The 13,708-nt window shown below is 29.0% G+C and carries 12 protein-coding genes; 7 read left to right on the top strand and 5 right to left on the bottom strand.

All coding sequences use genetic code 11. The features are described from left to right. Window positions 1-214: 214 nt before the first annotated feature. Window positions 215-409 carry a hypothetical protein gene (locus M3Z80_RS06620; RefSeq protein WP_293918708.1) on the bottom strand — a complete coding sequence of 65 codons (195 nt, stop codon included), beginning with the start codon at window positions 407-409 and terminating at the stop codon, window positions 215-217. A gap of 109 nt (window positions 410-518) precedes the next feature. Between M3Z80_RS06620 and M3Z80_RS06615 the strand changes: the two genes are divergently transcribed. The 4 genes from M3Z80_RS06615 (at window position 519) to M3Z80_RS06600 (ending at window position 7,348) form a co-directional block, all read left to right on the top strand. Beyond that, window positions 519-1,211: a LexA family transcriptional regulator gene (locus M3Z80_RS06615; RefSeq protein ID WP_293918706.1), complete on the top strand. Its 693-nt coding sequence runs from the start codon at window positions 519-521 to the stop codon at window positions 1,209-1,211. Window positions 1,212-1,386: 175 nt separating this feature from the next. Then, window positions 1,387-2,076 carry a LexA family transcriptional regulator gene (locus M3Z80_RS06610; RefSeq protein WP_293918704.1) on the top strand — a complete coding sequence of 230 codons (690 nt, stop codon included), beginning with the start codon at window positions 1,387-1,389 and terminating at the stop codon, window positions 2,074-2,076. Window positions 2,077-2,410: 334 nt separating this feature from the next. Continuing rightward, window positions 2,411-5,038: an ATP-dependent chaperone ClpB gene (gene clpB / locus M3Z80_RS06605; RefSeq protein WP_293918703.1), complete on the top strand. Its 2,628-nt coding sequence runs from the start codon at window positions 2,411-2,413 to the stop codon at window positions 5,036-5,038. Between the two features lie 444 nt (window positions 5,039-5,482). Next, complete coding sequence (locus tag M3Z80_RS06600; RefSeq protein WP_293918701.1) at window positions 5,483-7,348, top strand: TolC family protein; 1,866 nt, start codon at window positions 5,483-5,485, stop codon at window positions 7,346-7,348. 67 nt (window positions 7,349-7,415) lie between these two features. On the opposite strand, the gene M3Z80_RS06595 is transcribed toward M3Z80_RS06600, so the two are convergent. Then, entirely contained in the window at window positions 7,416-8,000 is a 585-nt protein-coding gene (locus tag M3Z80_RS06595; protein ID WP_293918700.1) for a riboflavin synthase, read from the bottom strand. Between the two features lie 226 nt (window positions 8,001-8,226). Here M3Z80_RS06595 and pdxA point away from each other — a divergent pair, with 226 nt between their 5' ends. Then, entirely contained in the window at window positions 8,227-9,324 is a 1,098-nt protein-coding gene (pdxA, locus tag M3Z80_RS06590) for a 4-hydroxythreonine-4-phosphate dehydrogenase PdxA (RefSeq protein WP_293918699.1), read from the top strand. Window positions 9,325-9,419: 95 nt separating this feature from the next. Here pdxA and rny read toward each other — a convergent pair whose 3' ends face one another. The 3 genes from rny to M3Z80_RS06575 all read right to left on the bottom strand — a co-directional run bounded on the left by rny (window position 9,420) and on the right by M3Z80_RS06575 (window position 11,852). Then, a complete protein-coding gene (gene rny / locus M3Z80_RS06585) occupies window positions 9,420-10,991 on the bottom strand; it encodes a ribonuclease Y (RefSeq protein WP_293918697.1) in 1,572 nt (523 codons plus the stop codon). Window positions 10,992-11,282: 291 nt separating this feature from the next. Further along, window positions 11,283-11,552, bottom strand: a complete 270-nt coding sequence (locus M3Z80_RS06580; RefSeq protein ID WP_293918695.1) for a cell division protein ZapA — start codon at window positions 11,550-11,552, stop codon at window positions 11,283-11,285. A 6-nt stretch (window positions 11,553-11,558) separates the two neighbouring features. Then, entirely contained in the window at window positions 11,559-11,852 is a 294-nt protein-coding gene (locus M3Z80_RS06575; protein ID WP_293918693.1) for a hypothetical protein, read from the bottom strand. Between the two features lie 828 nt (window positions 11,853-12,680). Here M3Z80_RS06575 and M3Z80_RS06570 point away from each other — a divergent pair. Beyond that, window positions 12,681-13,076: a hypothetical protein gene (locus M3Z80_RS06570; protein ID WP_293918691.1), complete on the top strand. Its 396-nt coding sequence runs from the start codon at window positions 12,681-12,683 to the stop codon at window positions 13,074-13,076. A 362-nt stretch (window positions 13,077-13,438) separates the two neighbouring features. After that, on the top strand, window positions 13,439-13,708 hold a 270-nt coding region (locus M3Z80_RS06565), incomplete at its 3' end, for a hypothetical protein (RefSeq protein ID WP_293918689.1).

Genomic DNA, 13,708 nt, shown 5'->3' with positions numbered 1-13,708 from the left:
AAATTATTTGAATATTAGTTTTTCTAAAATGCTTATTACAGCTTGATCCTAAAATATCCCAGTAAGTATTTTTTATATTGATAAATAAACAGTTAGCAGACTGTTTACATTTATTAGAGCTTCAACTATTAAATAGAAATTAGTTTTAAATATAATTTTATAAGATCAATTTTCTCCTTTTACTTGGAAATATGTATTGATACACATTCTTTTATCAACCCGAAATTTTCTTTTGATATTTTTTTATAAACTTTTCCCTATTATTAATAATAGCTTCTAATGCTTTTAGAACATCTACTTTCTCTCGAGAGAAACGTGCTCGTACATTTTCAGGAGTTATATTCAATAACTTAGATGCCAAAATATAATCCCCAACTTCTATTTTTCTTTTTATTTGTTCTGATGTCATAACAATACTATATTTTTTGATATATTTGCTTTATCTGAAAGCAAATATATATACATTTTGTTTATTTTAAAATTATTTTACACTAAATGTATATTTTTTTATATTAAACATGAATACCGTTACCATTCTAAACGAGATTAAAAAATATTACGGATTTACTAAAGATTCTCAATTAGCTAAGCATTTAGGAATATCTTCCCAAATATTATATAATTGGAAAATGCGAAATTCATACAATATTAAGCTCATATATACAAAATGTGAAGTTTTTAACTACGAATGGTTATTAAACGGAGCTGGCCCTATGTTAAAAAAAGATATTGCTAATGAGGCAAATAGTAATCTACCTATAACCGAGGAATCTAAGTATAGCTTTCAAAAAGGTAAAAAGAATTACTTGCCTTTGTATAATTTAGATAATATCGGAAATCTAAAAAATATTTTAACTAGAAGCCTAGATCAAAAATTTATTATTGATTTTATTAAAATCCCAGATTTAGCTGATTGCGATGGAGCTACTTATGTTAAGGGTAATTCTATGGCACCTATTATTAAAAGCGGAGATATTATCATTTTTAAGACTATTTCATTTAATGATATAATATGGGGAGAACTTTACTTAATTGAATTTAGTATGGACGATCACTCATTTTATATTCTAATAAAATATATTCAAAAATCTGCTAAAGGAGAAAAATTTGTTACACTTACCGGAGTAAACCCTAATCATTCTCCCCAGGATATTCCTATTTCAAAAATAAACGCTATTGCCTTTATCCGAGCTAGCATACGAAAATTTTAAAGGTTTATATTTTTTCTTTTAAAGACTTTGCATCTTATGCTTTTTTTATTAAATTATGTACGCTTGTTGTGACAAAATGATATTTTTTTGATATATTTGCCTAAAAATTAGCCTAATATATAAACGAGGTATTTATATAAATTTTATTTGATCTTTTATTTATAACTAACAAGCCATGAAAAAATCAACAATTTTGAGCAAGATTAAACTATTTTATGGATTTAAAAAAGATTCTGATTTGGCCAGATATCTTGGAATTTCCCCTCAAACGTTCTCAAATTGGAAAAAAAGAAATACTTACGACTCTTTACTACTTCATACAAAATGTCCCGAAATAAACTTAGAATGGCTATTAACAGGAGAAGGCCAGATGTTGAAATCATCTGCTTTAGATAAAGACTTCCCTATTTCTATCCTGGAAGATCCATTGCTTAAATTACAAGAAAGAAATAATTTTAATATACCCCTATACAATCTAGATTCTAATGGTGGTTTTAAAAATATAATCCTAAAAAAATCAGTAAACACAATTATCTCAAACTTCTTAAAAATACCTAACCTATCTGATTGTGATGGAGCAATTTATATAAATGGAGAATCTATGCTCCCTTTATTGAAAAACGGAGATATAATTATTTTTAAAAATGTATCTGTAGATAATTTGTTTTGGGGAGAATTATATGTTATAGAGGTTGCATTAAGCGAAGATTCCAATCATACTTTTATAAGACACATTCAAAAGTCCAATTTAGGTAAAGGATACATTAAGCTTGTGAGCTCTAACCCTATATACGAACCTAAAGATGTTGCTATAAATAAGGTAAATGCTCTTGGTATGATACGAGCGAGTATTAGATATCATTAATGGTTGAGAAAACTATAAACTATTTTCTTTATAAACTATTACAGCTTAATATGAAAAAATTTTGATCACTTTACGGAGAAAATGTAACCGGATTACTTTCAATTATATTATTTTAAATATATCATCTAAATATAATAATACTTCTAAAAAAGCTTTATACTAAAAAATCAAGACATTATGTCTTTTATTTCAATTTAAATCACTAAAAATAAGACATTTTGTCATTATTTGAGTATTTTTTACTTACATTTTGATCAATTAACTGCATGAATATCTTATTACTCAATTTGGTTTATATTTTGCTAAGGTTAAAAACGTAAGAGATTAAAAAATTATGGATTTTAATAAATTAACCATCAAATCACAACAAGCCTTGCAAGAATCTCAAGTTATTGCCCAAGGTTTAGAAAACCAGGCTATAGAGCCTGCACATTTGCTTAAAGCTTTATTGGAAAGTGAGGCAAGCGTGATAACTTTCATTTTAAAAAAACAGAATTCAAATTTAGCATATATAAATTCCGAACTTCAATCAATACTCAATTCTTTACCTAAGGTTAGTGGAGGACAGCTCTATCTTTCACAAAACTCAAATAAGGCTTTAAATGAGGCCCAATTGGAAGCTACCAAGATGAAAGATGAGTTTATAAGTTTGGAACATATTTTTTTAGGACTACTTTCCGTTAATGATAAAACCTCACAATTATTAAAAAAACAAGGGGTAACTAAAGAAGGAGTTCTAAAAGCCATTGAAGAAATTAGAAAAGGTGAAAGAGTTACCTCTCAATCGGCTGAAGATACATACAATTCATTAAACAAATATGCCAGAAACCTTAATGAATTAGCACAAGAGGGTAAACTTGATCCTGTCATTGGTAGAGACGATGAAATAAGAAGAGTTTTACAAATTCTTTCTCGTAGAACTAAAAATAATCCAATATTGATTGGTGAACCCGGCGTTGGGAAAACGGCCATTGCCGAAGGTATCGCTCACCGTATTATTAATGGAGATGTTCCTGAAAATTTAAAGGATAAAACTATTTTCTCTTTGGATATGGGAGCATTGATTGCCGGAGCTAAATACAAAGGAGAATTCGAAGAACGTTTAAAAGCTGTAGTCAAAGAAGTGACGGCTTCTAATGGAACTATCATTCTTTTTATAGATGAAATCCATACATTGGTGGGCGCCGGAGGTGGTGAGGGAGCCATGGATGCTGCCAACATTTTAAAACCTGCATTAGCACGAGGTGAACTTCGTTCTATAGGAGCTACTACTTTAAACGAATATCAAAAATATTTTGAGAAAGATAAGGCCTTGGAAAGGCGTTTCCAAAAAGTAATGGTCGAAGAACCTGATGTAGACGATGCTATAGCCATTTTACGAGGTATCCGAGAAAAATATGAAGCACACCATAAGGTACGTATTAAGGATGAAGCCGTGATTGCTGCTGTAGAACTTTCCAATCGTTATATTTCAGATCGTTTTTTACCCGACAAAGCTATTGACTTAATGGATGAAGCTTCTGCTAAACTTCGTATGGAGATGAATTCCAAGCCTGAAGAGCTGGATGTGCTCGATCGTAGAAAAATGCAACTGGAAATTGAATTAGAAGCAGTAAAAAGGGAAGCCGAAAGCCCTACTTCAAATGAGAGCATTAAACAAGCTAATGAAAAAAGGTTAGAAAATGTTAAGGAAGAATTATCCCAGCTTAATGAAAAAAGAAATGAATTGAGTGCTTCTTGGAAGTCTGAAAAAGAAAGAGCGGATAAAGTACAGGAAATTCGTAAAAATATTGAAGAATTTAAACTTGAGGCTGAAAGAGCGGAACGTTCGGGAGATTATGGAAAAGTAGCCGAGCTTCGATATGGAAAAATAAAGGAACAAGAAGCAGCATTAGCTAAAGCTGAAGAAGAATTATCCGATGACCGACCAAGATTGATAAAGGAAGAAGTAAATTCTGAAGACATTGCTGATGTTGTAGCAAAATGGACTGGAATTCCGGTTACTAGGCTTGTACAAAGTGAACGTGAAAAATTATTAAATCTGGAATCGGTACTTCATAAAAGAGTAGTTGGACAAGAAGAGGCTATTGAAGCTGTAGCAGATGCAATTCGTAGAAACAGAGCCGGTTTGAATGATGAAAGAAAACCCATTGGATCTTTTTTATTTTTAGGAACAACGGGAGTAGGTAAAACCGAATTGGCAAAAGCCTTGGCTGAATTTTTATTTGATGATGAAAATTCTATGACTCGAATAGACATGAGTGAATACCAGGAAAAACATTCTGTGAGCAGATTAGTGGGGGCCCCTCCGGGATATGTGGGATATGACGAAGGTGGACAATTAACCGAAGCTGTAAGAAGAAGACCATATTCAGTGATCTTACTGGATGAAATTGAAAAAGCGCATCCCGATGTATTTAATATTTTATTACAAGTATTAGATGATGGAAGACTTACCGACAATAAAGGAAGAACGGTTAATTTTAAAAACTCCATTATTGTGATGACCTCTAATTTAGGTTCTCACTTAATTCAAGAAAAGTTTGAAAAATTAGAAGGTGATAATTATAAAGAAATTTTGGAATTGACCAAGCAACAAGTATTAGAATTGTTGCGAAAAACTTTGCGCCCTGAATTTTTAAACCGAATTGACGAAACTATCGTATTTAAACCTTTGAATAAAAATGAAATTCGAAATATCATAGATATACAATTAGATTCACTCAACAAAATATTGGACAAGAAGGGAATTCACATGAGCATGACTGATGAAGCTAAAGATTATATTATGAGTAAAGGATACGATCCCAGCTTTGGAGCCAGACCACTGAAACGTTTAATTCAGCATGAAATCTTAAATCAATTATCAAAAGAAATCCTTGGGGGTAAAATAAACGAAAACGATTCTATCATTGCAGATTATTTTCCAGAAACCGGTCTTGTTTTTAGGAGAGAAAATTAAAAGATAACCATTTGTTGATATTTTATATTAGGGTATGTTTTTCACATGCCCTTATTTATTTCTATATTCTAGGTATAAATAAAGCTTTTATTCATTTTCATCAAATTTATATAGCATTGCATTAAGAATAATTAAAGTATTGAAAAACTGTTATCAATTGTATTTATTGAATTTCATATACAAAAATGTAGTCGCTTTTTTTTAAATTGAGAAATCAAGGTTAAAAAATAAATTTTAAAATTTAAATAATGCATCCAAGTTATATTAAAATCACAACATATTTATCTTATGGTCATAAGAATACATTAGGATTATTTATATAAAATTATATTATTACATACCATTGTAAATTAAAAGAAATATTATAAAAAATGTTTTAACTTAAATTTGTAACAAAATATATAATCATTCTACTTATAAGATTGAAAATTCATTTAAATAAGAATGAAAATAAACAATAGTATAATCGCTTTTTTCATAGTTGGATTTGTCTCAGCGCAAAAAGTATGGTCTTTTAATGATTGTTTATCTTATGCTAGGGAAAACAATTTGCAAGTGCTTGCATCAAAACTAAATGAACAAGTTCAAGAAAGTAATTTAAAAATTGCCAAGAAAGAAAAGCTTCCAGATCTTAAAGGAACCATAACTAATGGGATAACCTTTGGACCTTTAGCTACACAGAAAGTACATCAAGATGGTATGGATTTCAATATCGACTCCTATTATAAATATACAGAAGGATACCAAAACAATCTTGCATTAGAATCATCCATATTACTTTATAATAATAGACGATTACGATTAACTGAAGAGAAAAATTCATTTTTAGTACAACAAAATCACTATACTACAGAAAAAATTAAAAACGATATTTCTTTACAGCTAGTAGGAAATTATTTAACTGTATTGCTTAATAAAGAGCTTTTGGGGGTTCAAGCCAATTCAATGGACACTCAAAAACAAGACAAAGACAGGAATGAAAAGTTATTTAAAGCCGGTAGCATTCCTTTAAGCACTTTGTATGAATCAAGATCAAATTTGGCTAATGCTAAGCAAACCTATGAAAATGCCAAGATAGAGGTAGACCGATCACTTATGGTCTTAGCTATGTTGCTTCAAAAAGATTATAGAGATTTTCAAATTGAAGATGTTAAAGTATCTGATGATATAGGTATGCCTCTCATTAATATGGATGATGTAATAAATTATGCATTTAACAATCAACCGGTTATAAAATCTGCTGAAATAGCTGTTGAATCAGCAAAGAAAGATATAGACATTGCAAAAACCGAATTTTACCCTTCTATAACAGGTGGATATAAAGTAAGCACATTTTATCAAGATTATTTTGATAGATCCAGTAAATCCCTAGATGATCAATGGTACGATAATCACTCACAAATGCTATCTGTGGGATTAAATATTCCAATATTTAGTAAGGGAACTAATAAGATTAAAGTTCAGCAATCCAGAATTAATCAGCTTATACAAGAAAATCAACTTGATCAGGAAAAATTAAATTTAAAGCAGAATATACAAACTTCTTATTTTGACGTAAATTCAGCTTTCCAAACCTTTAATTCAGCTAAGGAACTGGTTTCTTCTACTGAACTCTCTTACGAATTTGCACAAAAAAGCTTCGCAGCCGGAAAAATTAATATATACGATTTAAATACTGCAAGAAATAATTATTATAATGCATTATCTCAAATGCTTCAAGCTAAGTATTCATTCCTATTTAGATTAAAAATTCTAGATTTCTATATTGGAAAACCATTAGAAATATCATCTAATGAAAATGAAAATTATAATAATTTAACTCCTAGCAAAAAAGCTGTTCAGGCTATCAATGATCTTACAACTACTGAAGTAGAAATAAAAAAACCTGAAACACTTAAACCTGCTATTAGTATCCCTGAAAAAAATAATAACAAAAATAGCTCTACCCCAATAAAACCAACTAATAAAAAAGTAGAAAAAGCTGCGGATACTAAATCTAAAGAAACAAATACGATTAAAAATGAAGTAAAAGAGACCACTAATAAGACTACTTCTTCTGCTAACACTAAGAATAAATCTAAAGAAGTAAAAGCTATTCCTTCTAGTAATAAAAATAATACAGCTATCACGACAACTCCTGCATCACCGGCACAGCCAGTATCAAAAAGTGAAGCAGATGCTAAACGTGAAGCCTTAATTAAAGAAAGAAGATTAAAATATAGTCAAGGCGCCAAACCTCAATTCCAAAATGAAACAGAAAGAGAAGCCTTAATCAAGGAAAGAAGAGCTAAACTGAGCAAAGGAATATAATTAATTACATATGAAATAAAAAAACCTTTAACTTTGTTGTTAAAGGTTTTTTTTTAACCATAAACATTTAAATACACTTACCATACAATTTTTGTATGTATTTTCCTATAATATCAAACTCTAAATTTATTTTGTCCCCTACTTTTAAAAACTTCAAATTGGTATTCTCCCAAGTATAAGGTATAATAGCTACTGAAAATTCATTTTCTTTACTATCCACTACCGTCAAACTAATTCCGTTAACCGTAATAGAACCTTTTTCTACAGTTATATTTTCACCATTATAAGTAAAGGTAAGTAAAAAACTTCCTTCTTGATTTTCAATTGATTTCAATTCTCCAACTTGATCAATATGTCCCTGAACGATATGTCCATCCAATCGATCTGAAACTTTGACACATCTTTCAAGATTAATTATATCTCCGGTTTTAAGTTCTGAAAAATTTGTTTTTTTTAAAGTCTCTGCAATAGCAGTAACCGTATAGAAATTCGGATTTATATCCACAACGGTAAGACATGCTCCATTATGCGCTATACTTTGATCTATCTTCAATTCATCAATAAATGATGCGAATATAGATAAGGAAAGATTTTCTCCTTTTTTTTCCAGATTAACAATCTTTCCCGTTTCTTCCACAATACCTGTAAACATATTTTTTATTTTTTATTCAAAAGTAATATTTTAAATCTTCTTTATAAGGAACTCTTTTATAAATGATTCGAAAAGACTACAACTCAATATGATTCATTATAAAATTCACTACTCAATATAACAAAATATCTTTATTTCATATAGTAATATTTCTATTTTCTTACATACCTATAAATTAAATATATAATTTTTTCTACATTTGTTATAATAATTTCACCGTTTATATATGAGCGTTAAAAATAATAAGTTAAAAGTAGGAATAAGTATTGGAGACCCTAATGGAATAGGTATCGAAGTAATACTTAAAACACTTCAGAATAAAGAAATATTAGATTTTTTTACTCCCATTATTTTTGCTTCAACTAAATTAATATCACATCAGAAAAATATATTTGGATTAAATTCCATTTATTTCCAAGGAATTTTTAAACCTGAAGAAGCTATACCCGGAAAAATTAATGTTGTCAATCTTTGGAAAGATAATATATCTGTTCAGTTCGGCTCACCTACAAATGAAAGTACTAAAATAGCAAAAGCCTCTTTATTAGCCGCTTTAAATGCATTAAAACAAGACGCAATAGATGTTTTAGTAACAGCCCCTATTAATAGAGAAGCCATGCAAACCCAAGGCTTTAATTACTTTGGACACACAGATTTTCTAGAAAATCAATTAGGAGAAAAATCTCTTTTGCTCCTTAAAAATAATGATTTAAAAATTGCTTTTGCAACATTTAATTTGCCTATATCAAAAGTTCCTGAGATGTTGAGTAAAGAATTAATTAAAAAACAAATTAAAGCTTTACATACTACATTAATTCAGGATTTTTGTATAGAAAGACCTAAAATTGCTGTTTTAGGATTAAATCCTCATGCAGGGGATCATGGGCTTTTAGGCAATGAAGAATTAAACTATATTGAACCGGCAATTAAAGAATCTTTTGATAGAGGAATTCTTGCTTTCGGTCCGTACTCTGCAGATAGCTTCTTTACTCCTACTGTATATTCTTCTTTTGATGCAATTTTAGCCATGTATCATGATCAAGGACTTATACCCTTTAAAACTCTCTCCTATGAATATGGAGTTAATTACACCGGCGGACTGTCGGTTATTCACACTGAACCCAACCATGGTACAGCTTATTCTATAGCAGGACAAGGGATTGCCGATCCTAAATCTTTTGAGCAAGCAATATTTGATGCCATAAAGATTTATAAAACAAGAAATGAATACATTGATCTCAAATCTAATATGCTACAAAAAGCAAAGATTGAAGGTATTGATATTTCGGTTGACGAAGACCTACCAGAAGAAGGAGAACTCTAATAAATATAGAACGTTATTTTTAATCCATTAGATTAAGATTCGCACAAATAAAAAAAACTTTAAAATTTCTTTTAAAGTTTTTTTTATAATTCTTTCTATCTAGCTATATTAACAGCTCTCGTCTCACGTATTACTGTAACTTTTACTTGTCCCGGATAGGTTAATTCATTCTGAATCTTTTCACTTATTTCAAAGGAAAGCTGCGATGCTTTTTGATCATCTATTTTTTCACTTTGCACCATAACTCTAAGTTCTCTACCTGCTTGTATAGCATAAGCCGTATTAACTCCATCAAAACTTAGTGCTACATTTTCTAAATCTCTCAACCGTTGGATATAAGATTCAACTACTTGTCTTCTTGCTCCCGGCCTTGCTCCACTTATTGCGTCTGCGACCTGAATTATAGGTGCAATTAAACTTTTCATTTCAATCTCATCATGATGGGCACCAATGGCATTAACCACCGTTTGATTTTCTCCATATTTCTCTGCCCATTGCATTCCTAAAATTGCATGCGGATGTTCAGATTCTTCCTCAGGAACTTTTCCTATATCATGTAATAATCCAGCACGTTTTGCGATTTTGGGATTTAATCCTAATTCTGAGGCTAAAATTCCTGCTATATTTGCAACCTCTCTCGAATGTTGTAAAAGATTTTGTCCGTAAGAAGAACGGTATTTCATCCTTCCGACCATTTTTACTAATTCAGGATGTAACCCATGAATTCCTAAATCGATAATAGTTTTTTTACCGATTTCAATGATTTCTTCTTCTATTTGTTGTTGTGTTTTAGCTACAATTTCTTCAATTCGTGCAGGATGAATTCTTCCATCTGTTACCAACCTATGTAAGGATAATCTTGCAACCTCTCTCCTAACCGGATCGAAACAAGAAAGTAAGATTGCTTCGGGTGTATCATCAACAATAATTTCAACCCCGGTTACTGCCTCCAATGCTCGTATGTTACGACCTTCTCTTCCTATAATTCTTCCTTTTATTTCATCGGATTCAATATTAAAAACAGAAACTGAATTTTCAATTGCTTGCTCCGTACCTACTCTTTGAATCGTTTGTACGATAATTTTCTTAGCCTCAGCCTTTGCATTGAGTTGCGCTTCTTCAACTATTGCCTGAATTTGAGCTTGGGCTCGTGACCTTGCTTCCTGCTTCAAAGCCTCCATTAATTCAGCTTTTGCATCTTCAGCAGAATACCCGGAAATCTTTTCCAAAATTTCAACCTGCTGCTGGTGCATCTGATTTAATTCGGCCTGTTTTTTTGCTAAATTTTCAGCTTTTACTAAGTTTTCATTTATAGCTTGTTCCAATTGCTTTTTTTGGTTATTATTTTGATGCAATTCATCATTAAGCTTGGTCTCCTTATCCTTAACTCTTTTTTCAACTTCAAGCATTTTCTTTTCTCTCTGATTAATTTGCTCTTCATGCTGTAATTTTAATTCTAAGAATTTTTCTTTTGCTTGAAGCATTTTTTCCTGCTTTATATTTTCGGCTTTAAGCTCACCTTCTTTTAAGATTGCAGCAGCTTTATCATCCGCCTCTTTTAATTTATTTTCTCTATATTTATTTAGAGAACTTTTCGATAAGAAATATCCTATACATCCCCCTATAAAAAGGATCGCAATTAACTCAAATATTATCGTTACACTCATACAATTAATTTATATATAAAAAAACCTACATTAATTCTATTGAACTTTTATTTAAGTAAACTCCAATAAACAGGATTCAAGCTATGTTTTTTTCTCTGTAATCTGCTGTTGACATTACTATCAAATCATCTTGAAAAATGAGAGGCAGCCCGCCATTAAAAAAAACAATCACTCAGTTAATCAATTTGTGTTGAGTTTACTAAATTGAGTTAGAATCAATGTAGGTCATATTTTTGTTCTACATTTAACTTACTAATTTTTTTAAGATCTATCTAGAAATGCTTTACTTCTCTATAACAAGTTATTAATTTTTTTTATTTTAAGCAAAATTTCATTTTGTTCCTTGGATCTTTCTCTTAAAATATTTTCTAATTCTGAAGCAAGTTGTAGGGCAGCCATAGCCAAAGCATCTTGTTTTTCAGATATGTTATAGTTTTTTTCAAAAGTAATTATGTATTTTTCTATCTTTTTTGCAGCAATTCGTAAAACCTCTTCTTCTTCACTTTTCACTACTAAGGGGTAATTTCTTCCCGCTATTCGTATATTTACTTTTTGAGACATTTTTATTTATGAATTCTGCAATTCCGAAATACATGCATCTATTTCTTTAATCAATCTATTCATTTGCAATTTCATCAACTTTTTATATTCACCACTACCCGAAATCGCATTTATAACTTTCAATCTTCTATTTTGTTCTTCAAGTTCTATATATTGTTTTTCTTTCTGAATAAATTTATCTTCATTTTTGAAAAGAGAATTTTCTAAGTATTCATTTTTCTTTTTCAATACTTCATTTTCCTTTCTTAATTCAAGAAGTTTATGTTCCAATTCATTAATTCCCTGAATAATCTCTTCCATATTAGAACGAAAAATTTACAATTCTAACTCTCTTGCAAATATATGAAATTCTTTTTTAAAAAATTAATACCTAACTAACAATAGTTTACCCACTAAAAATAGGTCCTTTGTAAACTAAAAATTTTAGAGCTTCATACTAATAAAATTTACTAATTACCCTGCATTTAAAATTTTTTAGAATAAATATTATTAGCATGAATAATTGCTAACAATCTTTTTCAATTAAATTATATTTTGAATTATATTTTGAATTATATTTTTATTCAAAATAATTTTTTAAAATCAAAATTTAATATCAACAATTAATCAAAAAATAACCATAAATCTATACACATATTTTATATTAATAATTAATTTGTTAAATCTATAAAATAATTATAATAATACATATTTATTAAATAATTTATATTAACAAACAAATCATTAAGAAATATATTATTTATATAAGCATAATAAAAACGCAAATAATACAAAAAAATAAATTATTTTTATATTATATTTTAATGATATAATTAATTTGGAATTATATCATATATTTCATTAGATTTGCTATATAATAAAAACACTTATCTACTTATGAATAAAATCTACTTTTTATTGTCTTTATATACTTGTATTTTACTGTTTATAAAAAATATTATAGTGTTAATTTAAATTAAGCAAGTTACATGGTGCGCTACTGCTTTTATATAAAGTTACTACTATCTTCTATTAATTAATTTTGACTTAGTAGCGATTACCTACCGTACTTGATCCTTATCAATTATTAATTAGAATATTAATATTGTACTAAAACAGATGTAGCGGAAATCTGAAAACTTAAAAGTCATGAATAATATAAATGTTAGAACTTTTGCCCCACTACCCTATGATTTTATGACTATTAAAACTATTAATCAAAATGAATTAGTCATTAATCAAACTATTTCCTTTATATCTAATATTTATAACTATACATATCGATGCTACAAGAAGAAAATGTATATTTTGGATCACATTTGCCCCAAAATATATGTTGGAAATAAAATAAATGTTTCTAATAAACTTAAATATCCGATTATTAATGATAATAAAGATCTTAATGCTATAAATAAATTTCCAGTATATATCAATAATTTGTTAAAAGATCAAGACACACAAAATTATTTTGCTGAATTTAAGCCTTATACTATATGTTATATTTCTAAAAAAGGTTTGTATAAAACTATAAGCATTTATAATTAACAATTCAATTATAATGAGAAAATATTTTTCCTCCTAAGTAAATTACAAAGTTGGCATTTAAAAAGCCCAAATAAACCAATACTAACCAAATTACACATCGATCTTTATATGACTATAGAATTAAATTACAAAAAAGACTCATCTAAGTGTTCATACTATACAAAATTATGGATCAATAAATCCCTCATTTTCGGACACATATCAATAAGAAAAACCTTTTCGAATAATTATTGGTACTAAACATTGAATGCGATACTAAATATAGTATATCCTAGGATAGGAAAATGTTAAAAGAAATTTAGACATAAGAAGAGCTAACGAAAAAATAAAATATAACTACTAACTAGAAAATTAGTCTTACCATGATTAAATTAAAAACCAACCAAGCCCGGTTTACATCAATAGTTCTGCTTTCAACTATGATTTTACAGAGCTTTTCCCCATACATTCCATTATTAGAATATAAAAAACATAAATCAAGAGAAGGACGTTTTACCCATACAAGACATACAAAATTGAGTGAACGGTATTGGGAATTATTAGATTTGGCTGAAACTAAAGGGGAATTGAATAAATCAAAAGAAGGGAATAAAAATGTAGCCAAAGAATATAATTCTGTTTCCACCTTATAT

It is taken from the genome of Apibacter sp. (assembly GCF_025291155.1).
Taxonomy (GTDB): Bacteria; Bacteroidota; Bacteroidia; order Flavobacteriales; family Weeksellaceae; genus Apibacter.
This window is presented reverse-complemented; position numbering and strand designations above follow the sequence as displayed.

What these genes read in the sequence shown, in the direction of transcription:
- M3Z80_RS06620 (WP_293918708.1), bottom strand. Translation starts at nt 409, where the DNA reads ATGACATCAGAACAAATAAAAAGAAAAATAGAAGTTGGGGATTATATT.
- M3Z80_RS06615 (WP_293918706.1), top strand. Translation starts at nt 519, where the DNA reads ATGAATACCGTTACCATTCTAAACGAGATTAAAAAATATTACGGATTT.
- M3Z80_RS06610 (WP_293918704.1), top strand. Translation starts at nt 1,387, where the DNA reads ATGAAAAAATCAACAATTTTGAGCAAGATTAAACTATTTTATGGATTT.
- clpB (WP_293918703.1), top strand. Translation starts at nt 2,411, where the DNA reads ATGGATTTTAATAAATTAACCATCAAATCACAACAAGCCTTGCAAGAA.
- M3Z80_RS06600 (WP_293918701.1), top strand. Translation starts at nt 5,483, where the DNA reads ATGAAAATAAACAATAGTATAATCGCTTTTTTCATAGTTGGATTTGTC.
- M3Z80_RS06595 (WP_293918700.1), bottom strand. Translation starts at nt 8,000, where the DNA reads ATGTTTACAGGTATTGTGGAAGAAACGGGAAAGATTGTTAATCTGGAA.
- pdxA (WP_293918699.1), top strand. Translation starts at nt 8,227, where the DNA reads ATGAGCGTTAAAAATAATAAGTTAAAAGTAGGAATAAGTATTGGAGAC.
- rny (WP_293918697.1), bottom strand. Translation starts at nt 10,991, where the DNA reads ATGAGTGTAACGATAATATTTGAGTTAATTGCGATCCTTTTTATAGGG.
- M3Z80_RS06580 (WP_293918695.1), bottom strand. Translation starts at nt 11,552, where the DNA reads ATGTCTCAAAAAGTAAATATACGAATAGCGGGAAGAAATTACCCCTTA.
- M3Z80_RS06575 (WP_293918693.1), bottom strand. Translation starts at nt 11,852, where the DNA reads ATGGAAGAGATTATTCAGGGAATTAATGAATTGGAACATAAACTTCTT.
- M3Z80_RS06570 (WP_293918691.1), top strand. Translation starts at nt 12,681, where the DNA reads ATGAATAATATAAATGTTAGAACTTTTGCCCCACTACCCTATGATTTT.